13 protein-coding genes are annotated in these 18,517 nt (G+C 73.1%); 6 read left to right on the forward strand and 7 right to left on the reverse strand.

Annotated features, from left to right (window positions below):
• The first annotated feature begins 2 nt into the window (after positions 1–2).
• Positions 3–2,855, forward strand: a complete 2,853-nt coding sequence (locus tag RV983_RS09240) for an ATP-binding protein (RefSeq protein WP_475985307.1) — start codon at positions 3–5, stop codon at positions 2,853–2,855.
• 311 nt (positions 2,856–3,166) lie between these two features.
• Positions 3,167–3,298, forward strand: a complete 132-nt coding sequence (locus RV983_RS09245; RefSeq protein ID WP_475985308.1) for a hypothetical protein — start codon at positions 3,167–3,169, stop codon at positions 3,296–3,298.
• A gap of 91 nt (positions 3,299–3,389) precedes the next feature.
• Here RV983_RS09245 and RV983_RS09250 read toward each other — a convergent pair whose 3' ends face one another.
• On the reverse strand, positions 3,390–3,896 hold the full coding sequence (locus tag RV983_RS09250; protein ID WP_475985309.1) for a MarR family winged helix-turn-helix transcriptional regulator: 507 nt from the start codon (positions 3,894–3,896) through the stop codon (positions 3,390–3,392).
• Between the two features lie 115 nt (positions 3,897–4,011).
• Here RV983_RS09250 and RV983_RS09255 point away from each other — a divergent pair, with 115 nt between their 5' ends.
• Positions 4,012–4,572 carry an NADPH-dependent FMN reductase gene (locus RV983_RS09255; protein WP_475985310.1) on the forward strand — a complete coding sequence of 187 codons (561 nt, stop codon included), beginning with the start codon at positions 4,012–4,014 and terminating at the stop codon, positions 4,570–4,572.
• A gap of 183 nt (positions 4,573–4,755) precedes the next feature.
• On the opposite strand, the gene RV983_RS09260 is transcribed toward RV983_RS09255, so the two are convergent.
• On the reverse strand, positions 4,756–6,138 hold the full coding sequence (locus RV983_RS09260; protein ID WP_475985311.1) for an NADP-dependent succinic semialdehyde dehydrogenase: 1,383 nt from the start codon (positions 6,136–6,138) through the stop codon (positions 4,756–4,758).
• A gap of 226 nt (positions 6,139–6,364) precedes the next feature.
• Between RV983_RS09260 and RV983_RS09265 the strand changes: the two genes are divergently transcribed.
• Positions 6,365–9,097 (forward strand): SpoIIE family protein phosphatase, encoded by a 2,733-nt coding sequence (locus tag RV983_RS09265; RefSeq protein ID WP_475985312.1) that lies wholly within the window; start codon positions 6,365–6,367, stop codon positions 9,095–9,097.
• On the opposite strand, the gene RV983_RS09270 is transcribed toward RV983_RS09265, so the two are convergent.
• From RV983_RS09270 to RV983_RS09285, 4 genes are read right to left on the reverse strand one after another with little or no spacing between them, the layout of a single operon-like run.
• Entirely contained in the window at positions 9,078–10,247 is a 1,170-nt protein-coding gene (locus RV983_RS09270; RefSeq protein WP_475985313.1) for an XdhC family protein, read from the reverse strand. The two genes, RV983_RS09265 and RV983_RS09270, sit on opposite strands and share 20 nt — an antisense overlap.
• A 24-nt stretch (positions 10,248–10,271) precedes the next feature.
• On the reverse strand, positions 10,272–12,662 hold the full coding sequence (pucD, locus tag RV983_RS09275) for a xanthine dehydrogenase subunit D (RefSeq protein WP_475985314.1): 2,391 nt from the start codon (positions 12,660–12,662) through the stop codon (positions 10,272–10,274).
• A complete protein-coding gene (locus tag RV983_RS09280; RefSeq protein ID WP_475985315.1) occupies positions 12,659–13,219 on the reverse strand; it encodes a (2Fe-2S)-binding protein in 561 nt (186 codons plus the stop codon). Before RV983_RS09280 ends, pucD begins: the two co-directional genes overlap by 4 nt.
• Positions 13,210–14,118, reverse strand: coding sequence for an FAD binding domain-containing protein (locus tag RV983_RS09285; protein ID WP_475985316.1), 909 nt, complete (start codon positions 14,116–14,118; stop codon positions 13,210–13,212). Before RV983_RS09285 ends, RV983_RS09280 begins: the two co-directional genes overlap by 10 nt.
• Before the next feature lie 264 nt (positions 14,119–14,382).
• Between RV983_RS09285 and RV983_RS09290 the strand changes: the two genes are divergently transcribed.
• Positions 14,383–16,029 (forward strand): PucR family transcriptional regulator, encoded by a 1,647-nt coding sequence (locus RV983_RS09290; RefSeq protein ID WP_475985317.1) that lies wholly within the window; start codon positions 14,383–14,385, stop codon positions 16,027–16,029.
• Between the two features lie 21 nt (positions 16,030–16,050).
• Here the strand turns inward: RV983_RS09290 and RV983_RS09295 are convergent, their stop codons facing one another.
• The gene (locus RV983_RS09295; RefSeq protein ID WP_475985318.1) at positions 16,051–16,596 is read right to left on the reverse strand and encodes a TetR/AcrR family transcriptional regulator; all 546 of its coding nucleotides are present in this window, start codon (positions 16,594–16,596) and stop codon (positions 16,051–16,053) included.
• A 266-nt stretch (positions 16,597–16,862) separates the two neighbouring features.
• Between RV983_RS09295 and RV983_RS09300 the strand changes: the two genes are divergently transcribed.
• The gene (locus RV983_RS09300) at positions 16,863–18,314 is read left to right on the forward strand and encodes an aldehyde dehydrogenase (RefSeq protein WP_475985319.1); all 1,452 of its coding nucleotides are present in this window, start codon (positions 16,863–16,865) and stop codon (positions 18,312–18,314) included.
• The last annotated feature ends 203 nt before the right edge of the window (positions 18,315–18,517 follow it).

An 18,517-nucleotide genomic window follows, 5' to 3' on the forward strand; every position in this document is an offset into this window, starting at 1 on the left:
CAATGGCCCTTTGCTTAATATTGTCCCGAACACAACCGAGGGGAGCGGCGACCGTGGAGCAGGCCTTCGACGTGCCGGCCCGACCCCGACCTGACCAGGTGATTGGGCGAGGCGATGTCCTCGCGCGCGCCCGCGGTCATGTGGCCGACGGGGGCAGCCTCCTGCTGTACGGCCCGGCCGGAATCGGGAAGTCCACCGTCCTGCGGACCCTCGCGGCCGAATGCGCCGACGGGGCCACCGCCGTGCTGCGGTGTTCCGCGACGGAATCGGAGTCCCATCTCCCCTTCCTCGCCCTGGTCGATCTGCTGGGGCTCGTCGCCGGCGAGGTGTCCGAGGGCCTGCCGGCCCCGCAGCGCGCGGCGCTGGAGTCGGCACTGACCGGTCGCGGTGAGTCCTCGCTGCAACGGGACGGCCTGGCCCTGCGGCTGGCGGTGCTGTCGGTGCTGCGCGCGCTCGCCGCGCGGGGACCGGTGCTGATCGTCGTGGACGACCTGCAGTGGATGGACCCGGCGAGCGCCGAACTGCTGGCGTTCGCGGCCCGCCGCGTGGCGGGACTGCCGGTGCGGGTGCTCGGCGCCGTGCGCACCGACGCCGATCCGCAGGACCAGCAGGAACGCTATCTGTGGGCATTCCCGCAGGACGCGCTGACGCTGCGCGTGACGCCGCTGTCCCGCCCCCAGGTGTCCGAACTCCTCGAAGCGCGCGGGCACACCGGGATGCCGCGCGCGGTCGTCCGGGACATCCACGTCACCAGCGGCGGCAATCCGCTGTTCGCGCTGGAACTGGGCCGCGCACTGGCGGAGAGCCGGACGCCGCCGCAGCCCGGCGAGCCGCTGCCGGTGCCGACCTCGCTGCGCGCGCTCGTGCTCAACCGGCTGGAGATGCTGTCCGCCGAGACCCGGCGCACCCTGCTGATCGCCAGCGCGGGGGCACGCCCCACCCTCGCGACCCTGCGCAGCGCCGGGCGGGCCAACGCCGAGAGCGAGACAGGGGTCGCGGCCTCGCTCGGCCTGGTCGAGATGGACCACGACCACAGCGGGCTGATCCGCTTCGCCCACCCGCTGATATCCGCGGCGCTGTACGCGGAGGCCGCCCCCGAGGACCGGCGCAGCGCCCACGCCGCGCTCGCCGCGGCGGCCGGCGACCCGATCGAACGCGCCCGGCACCTCGCGCTGGCGACGACCGGCAAGGACCGGCGGGTCGCGGCGAGCCTCGCCGAGGCCGCGGACGAGGCGCGGCTGCGCGGGGCACCCTCGATGGCCGCGCAACTCGGACTGCTGGCGGCCCGGCACACCCCGGCCGGCGCGGTCCCGACCGTCCACCAGCAACGGTTGCGGGCCGCCGAGGACGCGTTGACCGCCGCGGAGCCCGAGCTGGCCCGCGCCACGGCCCGCGAGGTGCTCGCGGTCGCGATGGAACCGGCCGACCGTGTGCGGGCGTGGATCGTGGTGATCGACTCTGTCGGCCAGGCACTGTCCGAGGTCGACGACGTGTATCCGCAGGCTCTGGCGGACGCCGGCGACGACCCGCGCCTGCAGGGCCTGGTGCGTTACCAGCTGGCCTGGCGGGCGCTGATGGACGGCCAGATGATCCGGGCCCGCGCCGAGGCCACCCGGTCGGCGGCGCTCGCCGCGGAGGCGGGCGACCGGCGGACCGAAATTCTCGCGCTGTCCTTCAAGGCCCTCAACGAGACGACGATGGGCCACCCGGACGCCGCCGCGACACTGGCGCTGGCCTCCGCGGAACCGCAGGACCCCGGGGTCGCCATGAACCACAACGGCCCGGTCTACATCCGTTCCCGCTACCTGCTGATGAGCGATCAGCTGGACGAGGCGCGCACCGCGCTGACCTGGCTGGTCGGTGAGGCGCGACAGCGCGGCGCGGTGGAGAGCGAGGTCTACTCGGTACGCAGTCTCGCCGAGATCGAGCTGCGCTCCGGCCGCTGCGGAACGGCCCTCGAACTGGCCAGGGAGAGCCTGCGGCTGGCCGAGGACATCGGCATCGGCGAGGGCTTCGCGCTCCAGATCGCCGCCCTGGCCGAGGCGGGGGGCGGCACGGTGGAGCGCGCCCTGTCGCTGGCCGGGGACGCGGTGCGGCGGGCCGAGGCCGACAGCGACATGCCGTACATGACGCGGGCGCTGTACGCGCTCGGGCACGCGCGGCTGGTCGGCGCGGACCCGCAGGGCGCGGTGGAGGCGCTGCGCCGGGTGCGGGAACTGGAACGCGAGATGGGCGTGACCGAACCCGCCCGCGGCCGCTGGCAGGGCGACCTGGCCGAGGCCCTCGTCCTCACCGGCGCGCTCGGCGAGGCACGCGAGGTCATCGACGAGACCCGCGTGCACGCCGTCCGGCTGCGGCGGCACAGCGTCCTCGCCGTGCTGGAGCGCGCCGAGGGCACGCTACTGGCAGCCCGCGGCAACGCCGAGAGCGCGGTGGCCGTCCTCACCGACGCACGGCAGCGGCTCTCCGGGCTGGGCTACGGCCTGGAGGAGGCGCGGGCGGTCCTCGCCCTCGCCCATGTCGAGGCCGACCGCCGCAACGGTTCCGCCGCCCACGCCGCGCTGGACGAGGCGGCCCGTCTCTTCCGCCGCGCCAAGGCCCTGCCGTGGCTCGGCCACGTCGGTCCCGCGGCGCAGTCGCCCACGGCCGCTCCCCCGGAACTGGAGGGACTGGCCACGATGGAGCGCCAAGTCGCGGCCCTGGTACTGGAGGGCTCCACCAACCGGGAGATCGCGGCGACGCTTTTCATCAGCGTCAAGACCGTCGAGGCGACGCTCACCCGCGTCTACCGCAAGCTCGGCATCCGTTCGCGGGTCGACATCGTCCGCCTCGCCGCCGGCCGCCGCGCGGGCTGACCCCGGCGGCCCGGGCGCGCTCCGGCGAACGGGGCGGCGGCGGGATCCGGCCGGATCCGGTGCCTGTGAGTGACTTAGGGATTTCCCTACGCAACCATGCGAGGGGCATCCCTCGTTGAGGGGCCGCCGCGTCGCCCCTAGCGTAAGTCACGCACGCAGCACAGCAGTTCAGCACCGCGAGGCGCCGTGTGCACCTCGTCGCTTCATTCCACGGTCGCAGACGACACCGGCTCGGACCGTGCCGTTCGCGCGGGTTCCCCTGCCGCCCCACCGGCAGCCGCGCGTCCCCCCACCGGCACCTGAGGAGCCGCATGTCCCGGCGCATCCGTGCAAGGAAGGCCGCCGCCGCGGTCATGGCGACCGCGGCGACCGCGGCAGGCCCGCCGCTGCCGCTCCCGCCGCACGGCGGGCGCATGGCCGGCCGCCGCCCCACGAACTCCTGACGAACCGTCAGGGAGCGCCGGGGGCGCCGCGGGTCGGCCACGAGCCACCCGCGGCGCCCCTCTCCATGTCGCTCGACGTCAGCACTCGACGTCAGCACTCGCGGTCGGCCGCGTCGACGGCGGCGAAAATGCGGTCGAAGGCGGACCTGAGGGACTCGGCCTCGCCGGGCTCCAGGGTGTCGAAGACCAGGCTGCGGACCGCCTCGACGTGCGCGGGCGCCGACGCCGCCAGCTTCCCGTAGCCCTCGGAGGTGAGCGTGGCATTGGTGTACCGGCCGTCGCACGGATCGGTCTCGCGACGGACGAAGCCCTGCCCCTCCAGACGCTTGACCACATGGGACAGGCGCGACAGGGACGAGCTCGCGAGGTCGGCCAGCCCACTCATCCGCATCGTGTGGCCGTCCTGCTCGGACAGCTTCGCCAGGACGTGGTATTCCATCCAGTTCAGGTCGGCGTCGCGCTCCAGTCGTCGCTCCAGCGCCGGCAGGAGCAGGGTCAGCACCCGGGCCATCGACATCCAGGTCGCCAGCTCGTCGCCGCGCAGCCAGCGCGGCTCCGCCGCCACCTCGTCCTGCGACTCGTCCGGGTTCTTCGTCATGGGGACCAGGCTAGCCGACGACATTGAAGCTTCAAGTCCGTCTGTTACAGTTCAGGAGATGCTTCACTTGAAGCTTCAAGATCATTCCCCCATGCACAGAGCAGGATTTCCCGATATGACCAAGATCGGCATCATCCTCGGCAGCACCCGCCCCGGCCGCAACGGCGAGAAGGTGGCCCACTGGGTCCTCGAGCAGGCCGGCAAGCACGACGGCGGCGCGACCTTCGAGCTGGTGGACCTCGCTGACTACCCGCTCCCCCACCTCGACGAGCCCATGCCGCCGGCCATGGGCCAGTACCAGAACGCCCACACCAAGGAGTGGGCCGCGAAGATCGCGAGCTTCGACGGCTTCATCTTCGTCACCCCGGAGTACAACCACTCCACCTCGGGTGTGCTGAAGAACGCGATCGACTACCTGTTCGCCGAGTGGAACAACAAGGCCCTCGGCATCGTGTCCTACGGCTCCGTCGGCGGCGCCCGCGCCGCCGAGCACCTGCGGCTGATCGCCGGCGAGCTGAAGATGGCGGACGTGCGCACTCAGGTCGCGCTGTCGCTCTTCACCGACTTCGTCAACTTCTCCGAGTTCGCCCCCGGTGAGCACCAGGCGGCCGGCCTGTCGACCCTCATCGACGAGGTCGTCGCCTGGAGCAACGCCCTGGCGCCCCTGCGCGGCTGAACAAGCGGCATCGTGGCGGAGGCGCCCGCCTGGCGCCTCCGCCGCGCGTCGTCGCGCTGGACGATGTCGGGACAGTCGAGGAACGACGTCACGGTGGACGCGGCCCCCGAGATGCGGCGGTGGTCGCGCCGGCGGTGGGTTCCGGCCCCTGCGTCCGCCGACTGCCGCCCGGTGAAACGGAGTTCAGGCGTCCTGCCCGATCCAGACGGTCTTGGCGTTCATGAACTCCCGCATGCCGAGGCCGGACAGCTCGCGTCCGTAGCCGCTGCCTTTGACGCCGCCGAAGGGGATCTCCGGGTAGCTGGTCGTGTTGCCGTTGATGAAGGCCATGCCCGACTGCACGTCGCGGACGAACAGTTCGCGTTCGGCCGCGTCCTCGCTCCACAGGTTCGACCCGAGGCCGTAGGGGTGCCCGTTGGCCTCCCGCAGGGCCTCCTCCAAGGAGGGCACCGCCCACACCTGCGCCACGGGGCCGAAGACCTCCTCGTGGTACATACGCATGTCCGGCGTGGTACCGGTCAGCACGGTGGGCGGGTAGTACCACCCGGGCCGGTCCGGCCGTTCGCCGCCGAGCAGCACCGTCGCGCCCTTGGCGACGGCGTCGTCGACGTAGGACTCCACGTCCCGCCTGCCGGACTCCGTGGCCAGCGGACCGACGTCGGTGGCCGCGTCCATCGGGTCGCCCACCACCAGCGCGCTCATCTTCGTCACGAACATGTCGGTGAACGCGTCCCCGATGTCCTGGTGCACGAAGAAGCGCTTGCCGTTGATGCAGGACTGCCCGTTGTTCAGGCACCGCGCCCTGACCGCGACATCGGTGGCTCGCTCCAGGTTCGTGGAGGGCATGACGATGAACGGGTCGGAGCCGCCCAGTTCGAGGACCACCTTCTTGATCTCGTCGCCGGCGATGGCCGCCACGGACCGCCCCGCGGGCTCGCTGCCCGTCAGCGTCGCGGCCGCCACCCGCGGGTCGCGCAGCACCTGCTCGACCCTGCCCGCGGAGATCAGCAGCGTCTGGAACACACCGTCAGGGAAGCCCGCGTCATGGAAGAGCTCTTCCAGGTACAGGGCGCACTGCGGCACGTTCGAGGCGTGCTTGAGCAGACCCACGTTCCCCGCCATCAGGGCGGGCGCGGCGAACCGCATGGCCTGCCACAACGGCAGGTTCCACGGCATCACCGCGAGCACCACGCCGATCGGCTGGTACGTCACGAACGCCCGCTTCGCGCCCACGCGCCCGGCGTCGGCCTCCAGGTCCCGCAGGAACGCGGGCCCCTCGGCGGCGTAGAAACGCAGTCCGTGCACGCACTTGACCACCTCTTCCTCCGCCGCGCGGAAGGTCTTGCCCATCTCCGAGGTGATCATCGCGCTGACGCTCTCGACCTCCTTCTCCAGGCGGTCGGCCGCGTGGTGCAGCCATTCCGCCCGCTCCTCGACGCTCGTCAGCCGGTACGCGGCGGCCGCCGCCGCCGCCCGGGCGAGCTTGTCCTCGAGTCCCTCAGGAGTCAGCTCATCGAACCTCCTGAGGACCTCACCTGTCACAGGACTCGTGGTGGCGATAGCCATGAATCCACGCTATGACTGCCCGAAAACTTCGGCAATTCACCTGTTCGCACCACCATCGGACCCGTGAGGAGCCACATAGCTTCCCGGCCGCGGGGAGAGCCGGGCCGGCCGTACCGTGCCTGCCGTCGGGAGCTCCTCACCGGCGGCGAACGCTCCCGCCGCGGCCCAGGACCGTACTGCGGCGTACCAGTCGCCTCATTGGTTCCGTGCGTGTAGACATAGCCCTATGGCGGGCCCCATCGACCAGCAGGCATCGCGAAAACCGCCGGCTCGGGGCCTGCGTGTTCTGCTGGCCGGACGCAGCGTCGCCGGCCAGGTCTTCCTGCTGCAGGTCGTGGTGGTGCTCCTGCTGGTCGCCGCCGCGGTGGTCGAACTGCTCGTGCAGGCGAAGCACGACAGCCGGCAGGAGGTGGGCAACCGCTCGGTGGCCGTGGCCGGCGCCTTCGCCAGCGCCCCGGGGGTCGCCCAGGCACTGACGTCGTCCGACCCCTCGGCGGTACTCCAGCCGAGGGCGGAGGAGGCCCGCAAACGCTCCGGCGTCGACTTCATCGTCGTGACCGACACCGAGGGCACCCGCTACACCTACCCCGAGCCGGACCGCATCGGGGAGAAGTTCGTCGGCGACATCGGTCCCGCGCTGCGCGGCGAGGTGGTGACGGAGACCATCACGGGCACCCTCGGACCGCTCGTCCAGGCGAACGTTCCGGTGTTCGACGCCCAGGGCAAGGTCGTCGGCATCGTGTCGGCGGGCATCACCATCGCCAAGGTCGGCGGTGTGGTCAACAAGATGCTGCCCATCCTTCTGAGCACCGCGGCCGTGGCGATGGCGCTCGCCATGGGCGGCACCTGGCTGATCGGCAGACGGCTGCTGCGCCAGACCGGCGGCCTCGGGCCGCTGGAGATGACGCGCATGTACGAGCACCACGACGCGGTGCTGCACGCGGTGCGCGAGGGCGTCCTCATCTTCGACGGGGAGGGGCGGCTCCAGCTCGCCAACGACGAGGCGCGGCGGCTGCTCCGTCTGCCCGCGGACGCCGAGGGCCGGCCCGTCGGCGACCTCGGTCTGGAGGAACGGGCCCGGGAACTGCTCTCCTCGGGCCGGACGGTGACGGACGAGGTGCTGCCGGCCGGCGACCGCCTCCTGGTGCTCAACAACCGTCCCACCGACCGCAACGGCGGCCCTCCCGGCTTCGTTGCCACCCTGCGGGACGCCACCGAGCTGCGCGCCCTGTCCGGCCGCGCCGAGACGGCCAGGACCCGGCTGCGGCTGCTGTACGACGCGAGCGTGGCGATCGGCACCACCTTGGACGTCACCCGCACCGCCGAGGAGCTCGCCGGGGTCGCCGTCCCGCGTTTCGCCGACTACGTCACCGTGGACCTGGCCGAACCGGTGCTGCACGGCGAGGAGCCGCTGCGGCCCGGCCCGGCCGTGACGATGCGCCGGGTCGCGGTGAACGGGGTGCGCCCGGCACCACCGCTGGCCCCGGAGGGGCACCCGGTGGTGGTCGAGCCGTCGAGTCCCCAGGCCGCCGGGCTGGCGAGCGGCCGCGCGGTCCTGGAACCGTGCCTCGCGGACTCCCCGCGCTGGCGGCGGCAGGACCCGGAGCGCAACGCCAAGGTGCTGTCCTTCGGCATCCACTCCCTGATCTGCGCGCCGCTGAGCGCGCGCGGCGTGCTGCTCGGCATCGTCAACTTCTGGCGTTCGCAGGAGAGCCCGCCGTTCGAGGAGGACGACCTGTCGCTGGCCGAGGAGCTGGCGGCACGCGCGGCGGTGTGCATCGACAACGCCCGCCGGTTCACCCGCGAGCACACCATGGCGGAGACCCTCCAGCGCAGTCTGCTGCCCCAGAAGCTCCCCCGGCTCAACGCGATCGACGCGGCCTACCGCTACCTGCCCGCGCAGGCGGGGGTGGGCGGCGACTGGTTCGACGTGCTCCCGCTGCCGGGGGCCCGGGTCGCCCTGGTGGTGGGGGACGTGGTGGGGCACGGGCTGCACGCGGCGGCCACGATGGGGCGGCTGCGCACGGCGGTGCACAACTTCTCCGCCCTGGACCTGCCGCCGGACGAGCTGCTGAGCCACCTGGACGAGCTGGTCGGCCGGATGGACCAGCCCGACGAGCTCCCCGATGCCGATGCGGGCGCGGCGGACGGCCCCGGCGGCGCCGTGGTCTCCGGCGCCACCTGCCTCTACGCGGTCTACGACCCGGTCTCCGGGGCGTGCACCCTGGCCCGCGCGGGGCATCTGCTGCCCGCCGTGGTGCGCCCCGACGGCGCGGTGGAATTCCTCGAACTGCCCGAGGCACCCCCGCTCGGCCTGGGCGGGATGCCCTTCGCGGCGGTGGAACTGGTGCTGCCGGAGGGCAGCACCCTGGTCCTGTACACCGACGGCCTCGTCGAGGACCGCGAGCGCGACATCGACGAGGGACTGGAACGACTGCGCGCCGCACTGGCGGACCCCCCGGGCCGGGACCCCGAGGCGATCTGCCGGGACGTGCTCGACGCGATGCTGCCGTCCGACCCCGCCGACGACATCGCACTGCTCGTGGCCCGCACCCGGGTGCTGGACGGCGACCGGGTCGCCGAGTGGGATGTGCCGGGCGACCCGGCGGCGGTCTCCGGGGTCAGGGCGGCGGTGGCACGCCGACTGGCGGGCTGGGGCCTGGAGGAGCTGTCCTTCACCACCGAGCTGCTGCTCAGCGAGCTGATCACCAACGCCATCCGCTACGGGGCCGAGCCCATCCACGTCCGGCTGATCCTGGACAGGACACTCATCTGCGAGGTCTCCGACGCCGGAAGCACCGCCCCGCACCTGCGCTACGCGGCCACCATGGACGAGGGCGGCCGGGGTCTCTTCCTCGTCGCCCAGTTCGCCGAGCGCTGGGGTACCCGCCACACCGCCAAGGGCAAGGTCATCTGGGCGGAGCAGGCGCTCGCGCCGGTCACGCCGCCGGAGTGGTGACGCCGACCGCCGGTGCGGCGGATGCGGCGGGTACCGCGGGTCCGGCGTCGTCGCGGTGGATGGGGGCGCGCCCGCCGGTGAGCGGCACGCCGGAGCCCCCGCGCCGGTGGGCGACGATCTCGGCGGCGATGGACAGCGCGGTCTCCTGCGGGGTGCGGGCACCGAGGTCGAGTCCGATGGGGCTGTGCAGCCGGGCGAGCTCCCGTTCCTCCAGGCCCGTCGCGCGCAGCCGCTCCAGGCGCTGCTCGTGGGTGCGGCGGGAGCCCATGGCGCCGACGTACCCGACCGGCATGCGCAGGGCGCGCTCCAGCAGCGGCACGTCGAACTTGGCGTCGTGGGTGAGCACGCACACCACGGTGCGGCCGTCGACCGGGGTCCGTTCGAGGTAGCGGTGCGGCCAGTCGACGACCACCTCGTCGGCGTCGGGGAAGCGGCGCGCGGTCGCGAAGACCGGGCGGGCGTCGCAGACCGTCACGGTGTACCCCAGGAACCGGCCGGCCCGCACGAGGGCGGCGGCGAAGTCCACGGCACCGAACACCAGCATGCGCGGCGGGGGGACGCCGGCCTCGACGAGCAGGGTCACCGGTTCGCCGCAGCGGCTGCCGTCCGTGCCGATGTGCACGGTCGTGGTGCGTCCGGCCTCCAGCAGCGCGCGGGCCTCGGCGGCCGCCGTACGGTCCAGCCGCGGGTCGCCGAAGGTGCCCTCGTACGCCCCGCCGGGGCGTACGAGCAGGCCTCTGCCCAGCAGCGCGTCCGGTCCCCGGACGACCCTGGCCACCGCGACCGCGTCCCCGGCGACCGCGGCGGCCAGTGCGGCGGCGTAGTGCGCTTCGGTGCCGGGGTCGATCCGCTGGACGAAGACGTCGATGACGCCGCCGCAGGTCAGGCCGACGGCGAAGGCGTCGTCGTCGGCGTGGCCGAAACGCCGGAGCACCGGGCCGCCGGACTCCAGCACCTCCCGGCACACCTCGTAGACGGCGCCCTCGACGCACCCGCCGGACACGCTGCCGACGGCGGTGCCCCCGGCGTCGACGGCCAGGGCCGCGCCGGGCTGCCGGGGGGCGCTGCCGCCGACCTCGACGACGGTCGCGACGGCGAACGGTCTGCCCTGCCCCGCCCAGCGGTGCAGCTCGTCGGCGATGTCCAGCATGGCGGAGGCCTCCTTGACCCTGCGTCAGGTACCGGTCAGGTGCTCGGGTCGTACCGGCACACGCCTGAGGGGCAGTCCGGTCGCCGCACGGATGGCGGCGACGACCGCCGGGGTGGAGGACAGCGTGGGCGCCTCGCCGGCGCCGCGCAGCCCGTACGGGGCGTGGTGGTCGGCGAGTTCGAGCACATCGACCGGGATGGGCGGCGTGTCGAGGATGGTGGGGATCAGGTAGTCGGTGAACGACGGGTTCCTGACCTCGGCCCCGTCGGAGACGATGATCTCCTCCATGACGGCCAGCCCCAGTCCCTGAGTGGTGCCGCCCTGGATCTGGCCGACGACCGACAGCGGGTTGAGCGCCTTGCCGACGTCCTGGGCGCAGGCCAGTTCGACGACCTTCACCAGACCGAGTTCGGTGTCGACCTCGACGACCGCGCGGTGCGCCGCGAAGGAGTACTGGACGTGGCCGGAGCCCTGGCCGGTACGCAGGTCGAACGGCTCGGTCGGGCGGTGCCGCCACTCCCGCTCGACGTCGATGACCTCGTCGCCGAGGACCTCGGCCAGCGAGGCCAGCACTTCGCCGCCGTCGGTGACCACCTTGCCGCTCTCCAGCAGCAGTTCGGCGGTGGCCCAGGCCGGATGGAAGGTGCCGAGCCTGGCCCGGCCCATCTCCAGGGCTTGTTCGCGCACGACCTCGCAGGCGTGCCGCACCGCGCCGCCGGTGACATAGGTCTGCCGGGAGGCGGAGGTGGAGCCGGCCGAACCGACCCGGGTGTCGGCCGGGTCGATGGTGACCTGGGTGACGCCGAGTTCGGTGCGGGCGATCTGCGCGTGCACGGTGATCCCGCCCTGGCCGACCTCGGCCATCGCCGTGTGCACGGTCGCGACGGGCTCGCCGCCGATCACCTCCAGGCGGACCCGGGCGGTGGAGTAGTCGTCGAAGCCCTCGGAGAAACCGACGTTCTTGATGCCGACCGCGTAGCCGACGCCGCGTACGACGCCTTCGCCGTGCGTGGTGTTGGACAGACCCCCCGGCAGGGCGCGGACGTCGACCGCGCCGCCGGCGCTCTCCCACTGCGCCTGCGGCGGCATCGGCATCGCCTTGACGCGGCGCAGGAGTTCGGCGACCGGCGCCGGGGAGTCCACGACCTGGCCGGTGGGCATGACCGCGCCCTGCGACATGGCGTTGAGCTGCCGGAATTCCACCGGGTCCATGTCGAGTGCGGCGGCCAGTCCGTCCATCTGCGCCTCGTAGGCGAAGCACGCCTGGACCGCGCCGAAGCCGCGCATGGCCCCGCAGGGCGGGTTGTTGGTGTAGAGCGCGATCGCCTCGATGTCCACGTCGCCGATGACGTACGGGCCGGCGCCGAGCGATGCGGCGTTGCCGACGACGGCCGGGGACGAGGAGGCGTAGGCGCCGCCGTCGAGCACGATCCGGCACTTCATGTGGGTGATCCTGCCGTCACGGGTGGCGCCGTGCTCGTAGTGGAGCTTCGCCGGGTGGCGGTGGACGTGGCCGAAGAAGGACTCGAAGCGGTTGTAGACCATCTTCACCGGTCTGCCGGTGCGCAGCGCCAGCAGACAGGCGTGGATCTGCATCGACAGGTCCTCGCGGCCGCCGAAGGCGCCGCCCACGCCGGACAGCGTCATGCGGACCTTGTCCTCCGGCAGCCCGAGGACGGGGGCGATCTGGCGCAGGTCGGCGTGCAGCCACTGGGTGGCGATGTAGAGGTCCACGCCGCCGTCCTCGGCCGGGACCGCGAGTCCCGACTCGGGGCCGAGGAAGGCCTGGTCCTGCATCCCGACCTCGTAGTCGCCGGTGACGACGACGTCGGCGCGCCGGGCCGCCTCCTCGGCGTCGCCGCGGACGATCGGCTGCCGGTGCACGATGTTGGGGTGCGGGACGTGGCCGATGTAGTGGTCGGTGCGGCCCTCGTGCAGGAGGGGCGCGTCCGGTGCGGTCGCGGTGGCCTCGTCCACCACGACGGGCAACGGCCGGTACTCGACCCGGATCTTCGCGGCGGCGCGGCGCGCCGTCTCCGGGTGGTCGGCGGCCACCAGCGCGACCGGCTCGCCGTGGTGGCGGACCCGGCCGTGGGCCAGGACGGGGGTGTCCCGGATCTCCAGCCCGTAGTGCCTCACCTCGGTCGGCAGGTCCTCGTGGGTGAGGACCGCGTGCACGCCGGGCTGGGCGAGGGCCGCGGAGACGTCCACGGCGACGATCTCGGCGTGCGCGTGCGGGCTGCGGAGCGTGTGCCCCCACAGCATGTCCTCGTGCCAGAGGTCGGATGCGTAGGCGAACTCACCGGTGGTCTTGAGGAGGCCGTCGGGGCGCAGCGTGGACTCGCCGATGCCGCCCTTGGTCTCGCTGCCCTGGGTGGTCGGCCTCGGGGTACGGGTCACGCCCATCGCGGTCATTCCTCCGCCCCGGTGCGGGCGGCCGCGAGGCGGACCGCGTCGAGGATCTTCTCGTAGCCGGTGCAGCGGCACAGGTTGCCGGACAGGGCTTCGCGGATGTCGGCGTCGGTGGGCCGGGGGTTGTGCTCCAGCAGTTCGTCGGCGGCGACCAGCAGGCCGGGGGTGCAGAAGCCGCACTGCACGGCGCCGGCGTCGAGGAAGGCCTGCTGGACGGGCGACAGGGCGGTGGCCGGGTCATCGGGGTGGGCCTGCCACTGCCGGGCGGCGCCCAGGCCGGTGCCGCCGCCGGGGGCGCCCGACGCGCGTTCCTCGGCGTACCGCGCCAGGCCCTCGACGGTGACGACGTCCCGGTCCTGCACCTGTCCGGCGGCGACCAGGCAGGCGCACACCGGGACGCCGTCCAGGCGGACCGTGCACGAGCCGCACTCGCCCTGCTCGCAGGCGTTCTTGGAGCCGGGCAGGCCCATCCGCTCGCGCAGGACGTACAGCAGGCTCTCGCCCTCCCAGACGTCGTCGGCCTCCTGCCGGCGGCCGTTGACGGTGAAGGTCACGCGCATCGGGGGCCCTCCTTCCCTCCGCGGGCGCCGCCGCGGTACTCGTCCCACGTCCAGCCGAGGGTGCGGCGGGCCATGACGGTCAGCGCGTGGCGGCGGTAGGCGGCACTGCCGCGTACGTCGTCGATGGGGCTGGCGCAGGCGGCGACCAGCTCGGCGAACTGCCGGGCCACGGCCGGGGGGACGATCCGGCCGTTGTCCCACAAGCCCCCCTCCTCCAGTGCCGCGTTCAAGAACTCCTCCGCGGTGGTGGCGCGGATCGGGGTGGGCGCCGCCGATCCGATGCCGGTGCGCACCGTGCGGGTGGCGGGATGCAGGGCGAGACCGAAGGCGCAGACCGCGATGACCATCGCGTTACGGGTGCCGACCTTGGAGAACTGCTGGGGGCCGTCGGCGTTCTCGATGTGGACGGCGCGGATCAGCTCGTCCGGGGCGAGCGCGTTGCGCTTGACGCCGGTGTAGAACTCCTCGACCGGGATCATCCGGGTGCCGCGCACCGAGACGGCCTCGACCTCGGCGCCCGCGGCCAGCAGCGCCGGGTGCGCGTCGCCGGCCGGGGAGGCGGCTCCGAGGTTGCCGCCGACGCTGCCGCGGTTGCGGATCTGGGGGGAGCCGACGGTGTGCGCGGCCAGGGCGAGGCCCGGCAGCTGCGGCCGCAGGTGCTCCATGATGCGGGTGTAGGGGACGCTCGCGCCCAGCCGCACGGTGCCCTTCCCCATGTCCCCCACCTCCCACTCCTGGAGCTCGGCCACGCGGTTCAGGTCGAGCAGGACATCGGGACGACGCTGGTCGAAGTTGATCTCGACCATCACATCGGTACCACCCGCGATGGGCACGGCGAAGGGATGCTCCGCCTTCGCGGCGAGCGCCTCCTCCCAGCTCGCGGGACGCAGGAAGTCCATGCGGTGCTCTCTTCTCGTCGGGAATCGGAATGGCTCGTTCATGTCCTGTTCACGCGATGTGACTCAGTACACTTCCATGCACCCGTCCGGGTGCAGTCACCGAACACATGAAGCACTTGGCTGGTCGGTAGGCTTGCTTTGTAGATTCCTCCGAAAATCGCGGACCGGAAACCTGTCGGCATCGTGGCGGCAACACCGACGCATGCATCAGGCGCCACCCTGATACCGCCCTTGACCGGAGGCGTACGAGACAAGGCGACGACGATGCGGCTGCGCGCACTCCTGGACACCGATGCCCTCGGCCTGCGGCTGCTCGGCGGCGAGGAGGAACTCGACCGCACCGTCCGCGGGGTGATGACCACCGACCTGAAGGACCCCAGCCGCTACCTCACCGGCGGTGAGCTCGTCCTGACCGGTCTGGCCTGGCGCCGGGAACCCGCCGACTCCGAACGGTTCGTGCGCATCCTGACCGCGGCCGGGGTCGCGGGGCTCGCGGCGGGCGAGGCCGAGCTCGGCTCCGTCCCGGACGACCTGATACTGGCCTGCGCCCGGCACCGGCTGCCGCTGTTCGCGGTGGACGAGGACGTCGCGTTCGCCTCCATCACCGAGCACGTCGTACGGCAGGTCTCCAGCGGGCGCGCCGGTGACCTGGCCGCCGTCGTGGAGCGGCATCGCCGGCTGATGGCCTCGGGCCCCGCGGGCGGTGGCCCGGACGCCGTTCTCGACCTGCTCGGCAGCGACCTGGACCTGCGCGCGTGGGTGCTGTCCACGACCGGGCGCCGCATCGCCGGGTCCGAGCATCCCCTGCCCGCGCAGGTCCGCGCCGAACTGGCCGGCGAGCACCTCGCCGCGTCCCGGACCGGGCGGCCCGCCCCGCACCGCGCGTACGCGGCGGGCCGCCCCTACTCCCTCTTCCCGATCCGCAGCGGCGATCCGGCGGCCGACGTCCGGGCCACCCTGCTGTCCGACTGGTTCCTGGCCGTCGACGCCGACGCGGGCGAGTGGCCCGCCGAGCGCCTCGACCTGCTCCAAGGGGTCACCCAGCTCATCTCCGTCGAACGCGAGCGCCGCGACGCCTCGCGCACGGTGCGGCGGCGGCTCGCCGCGGAGGTCATGGACCTGGTCCAGGCCGGCGCGGCCCCGGCCGAGATCGCCGCGCGGCTGCGGGTCGCCGCACCCGTCCTCGCGCCGGGGCTCGGCGCGGCGCCCCACTGGCAGGTCGTCGTCGCCCGTGTCGACTGGACGGACGGCGACGTGCCGTCGGGGCCGGTGGCCCAGGCACTGCTGGAGGAGGCCCTGGTCGATCCCGCCGCCGTCGGCTCCGACCCCGCCGACCGCATCGCCGTCGCCCACGCGGGCGACGAGGCCCTGGCACTCGTCCCGCTCTCCTCCGTGGACACCGAGGGCCCCGCGCCCGAACTCTCCGCCCAGCGGCTGCTCGGCATGCTCCGCGCCCCCCTCACCCGCGGGCTCGACGGCGACGGCCGGCTCACCCTGGGCGTCAGCGCCGCCGTCCACTCCGCGGACGGCCTGCGCGGTGCTCTGGAGGAGGCCCGCCACGCCCGCCGCGTCGCCGCCGCCCGCCCCGGCCGCGTGTGCGCCGCGGGCCACGAGGAACTCGCCTCCCACGTCCTCCTGCTGCCCTTCGTCCCCGACGACGTCCGCCGCGCTTTCACCGCCCGCCTGCTGGACCCCCTGCGGGACTACGACCAGCGGCACCGCGCGGAGCTCATCCCCACCCTGGGGGCCTTCCTCGAATGCGACGGCTCCTGGACGCGCTGCGCGAACCGGCTGCACCTGCACGTCAACACCCTGCGCTACCGCATCGGGCGCATCGAGCAGCTGACGGGCCGTGACCTGTCCCGGCTGGAGGACAAGGTCGACTTCTTCCTGGCCCTGCGGATGAGCTGACCGCCGCCTGCGGGCCGGGCGTCAGTTCGCGCCGAGGCCGCTCAGGAGCGTCGCGGCGACGAGGTCGGCGGCCTGCGGGGGGTCCACCTCGGGGAACCGGTGGGCGATGCCGTCGACGAGTCCGTCGAGGACCGTCCGCGCCCAGGCCGGGTCGGCGTCCGCCCGCAGGAACCCCTCGTCGATGGCGCGTCGGACGAAGGCGTCGAGTCGCGCGCTCTGCTCCTGGCGGCGGACGCGGGCCCCGGGGTCCTTCTCCATCATGCGCCGGGTGTCGACGGGCCATTGGCGGCTGACGGGGATGATCCCCTCGAGGTAGCGGTGCAGGGCCACCTGGACGGGGGCCTCGGTCAGACGGGCTTCGTCCAGGACGCGTTCCGCGGAGTCGAGCTTGGCCTGGAAGACCGCACCGAGCAGGGCCTCACGGTTCACGAAGCGGCGGTGGACCGTCGTGCGGTCCACGCCCGCGGCCGCGGCAATGGCCGCCATGGAGGTGCCCGGGTCCTCGGCCAGGAGGCGGGCCCCGGCCTCGAGGACCGCGGTCAGATTGCGTGCGGCATCAGCTCTCATGATCCCGCGATTCTACCGGCCGGCATCACTTACTCCACCAAAAGTACACTGTGAGATGCGACTCCTACAAGAAGCGCAACATGTGTGTTGCATTTTCTGGAGAACCGTCTACGTTGGAGTTGCCGTCAGGGGAGGCGGCACGAGAACACACTCCGGGTCTCCGGCGCCGCAGGCCCCCGGTCGCCCCGGAGGGCCCCACCCCCTTCCGGGCCCCTCTCCCCCCGCCACGTCCCGCACGAAGTCCCGCACGAAGGAACCGAAACGACATGACTGTTCACGACAGGCTCTACATCGGTGGCTCCTGGGTCGCCCCCAGCAACCCTGACCTGCTGCTCGACATCCTCTCCCCGCACGACCAGTCCCTGCTGGGCAGCGTGGCGCAGGCCGCGCCCGCCGATGTGGACGCGGCCGTCGCCGCGGCCCGCGACGCCTTCGACCACGGTCCCTGGCCGCACACCGCGCCCGAGGAGCGGCAGGCGATCGTCCGGCGCTACGACGCCCTGCGCACGGCGCGTGCCGACGAGGTCGCCGCGGCGATCTCCGCCGAGAACGGTTCCGCGGGCTGGTTCACCCGGGCCGGGCAGCCGTTCCTGACCCGCCAGGTCGGCGCCTACCTCAAGGCGGCCGAGGACTTCGGCTGGGAGGAGGTCGTCGAGCCGTCCGATCCGTCGGTGGCCTTCGACACCGTCGTGCGACGCGAGGCGATCGGCGTGGTCGCCGCCGTCATCCCGTGGAACTCGCCGTTCTCCGCCGCCACCGCCAAGCTGGTGCCGGCCCTGCTGGCCGGCAACACCGTGGTGCTGAAGGTCTCCCCGGAGAACTCGCTGAGCATGACGCTGCTGGCCGAACTCTGGCATGAGTCGGGGCTTCCCGAGGGCGTGCTCAGCGTCCTGCCGGCGGACCGCGGGACCAGCGAGCACCTCGTCTCGCACCCCGGCGTGGACAAGATCTCCTTCACAGGTTCGACCCGCGCCGGCCGGCGTATCGCCTCGATCGCCGGCGCGCACCTCAAGCGGGTCGGCCTGGAGCTGGGCGGCAAGTCCGCCGCGCTCGTCCTGGAGGACGCGGACCTGCCGGCCACCGTGCAGGGCCTGCGGTTCGGTTCGCTGGCCAACAACGGCGAGGCCTGCATCCTGCAGACCCGCATCCTCGCCCCGCGCAGCCGCTACGAGGAGGTCGTCGCGGCGGTGAAGGAGATGGTGGAGTCGCTGAAGGTCGGCGACCCGGCCGCCCCCGACACGTTCATCGGCCCGATGATCCGCCGCGACCAGCAGCAGCGGGTCATCGACTACATCACCCTCGGCATCGAGGAGGGCGCCCGCCTGGTCACCGGCGGCCCACAGGTCCCCGAGGGCCTGGAGAAGGGCAACTACGTCACACCCACGGTGTTCGCGGACGTCGACAACTCCATGCGCATCGCCCAGGAGGAGATCTTCGGACCGGTTCTGGCCGTGATCGCCTACGACGACGAGGACGACGCCGTCCGTATCGCCAACGACTGCGACTACGGCCTCTCCGGCGGCGTCTGGTCGGCGGATCCGGAGCGGGCTCTGGCCGTCGCCCGGCGGCTGCGCACCGGCACGGTCACCCTGAACGGCTCCCCGATGAGCTTCGACGGCCCGTTCGGCGGCTACAAGGCGAGCGGAGTGGGCCGCGAGTACGGCAAGGTCGGCCTGACCGGCTATGTCGAGCACAAGTCGATCACCCGCAACCGGTAAGTCATCGCCCTCACCGCACGGGCCGGGGAGCCGGCGCATGAGGTGATGAAGTCGGCTCCGCCGCTGGTCGGTTGAGGTTCGGGGAGCATTTCGGCCGCGGTTGGCGGGGGCTTGCGCCCGGTCCTTTCGGGGCGCGGGGAGCGCGCGCGGCGGGGAGCGCCGCGATCACAGCGTGTCCGCCCTCTTGGCGCGGCACCCCGTGC

Source organism: Streptomyces sp. RLA123, from assembly GCF_056270165.1.

Coding starts and splice junctions, on each gene's coding strand:
- RV983_RS09240 (WP_475985307.1), top strand. CDS start 3: ATGGCCCTTTGCTTAATATTGTCCCGAACACAACCGAGGGGAGCGGCG.
- RV983_RS09245 (WP_475985308.1), top strand. CDS start 3,167: ATGTCCCGGCGCATCCGTGCAAGGAAGGCCGCCGCCGCGGTCATGGCG.
- RV983_RS09250 (WP_475985309.1), bottom strand. CDS start 3,896: ATGACGAAGAACCCGGACGAGTCGCAGGACGAGGTGGCGGCGGAGCCG.
- RV983_RS09255 (WP_475985310.1), top strand. CDS start 4,012: ATGACCAAGATCGGCATCATCCTCGGCAGCACCCGCCCCGGCCGCAAC.
- RV983_RS09260 (WP_475985311.1), bottom strand. CDS start 6,138: ATGGCTATCGCCACCACGAGTCCTGTGACAGGTGAGGTCCTCAGGAGG.
- RV983_RS09265 (WP_475985312.1), top strand. CDS start 6,365: ATGGCGGGCCCCATCGACCAGCAGGCATCGCGAAAACCGCCGGCTCGG.
- RV983_RS09270 (WP_475985313.1), bottom strand. CDS start 10,247: ATGCTGGACATCGCCGACGAGCTGCACCGCTGGGCGGGGCAGGGCAGA.
- pucD (WP_475985314.1), bottom strand. CDS start 12,662: ATGACCGCGATGGGCGTGACCCGTACCCCGAGGCCGACCACCCAGGGC.
- RV983_RS09280 (WP_475985315.1), bottom strand. CDS start 13,219: ATGCGCGTGACCTTCACCGTCAACGGCCGCCGGCAGGAGGCCGACGAC.
- RV983_RS09285 (WP_475985316.1), bottom strand. CDS start 14,118: ATGGACTTCCTGCGTCCCGCGAGCTGGGAGGAGGCGCTCGCCGCGAAG.
- RV983_RS09290 (WP_475985317.1), top strand. CDS start 14,383: ATGCGGCTGCGCGCACTCCTGGACACCGATGCCCTCGGCCTGCGGCTG.
- RV983_RS09295 (WP_475985318.1), bottom strand. CDS start 16,596: ATGAGAGCTGATGCCGCACGCAATCTGACCGCGGTCCTCGAGGCCGGG.
- RV983_RS09300 (WP_475985319.1), top strand. CDS start 16,863: ATGACTGTTCACGACAGGCTCTACATCGGTGGCTCCTGGGTCGCCCCC.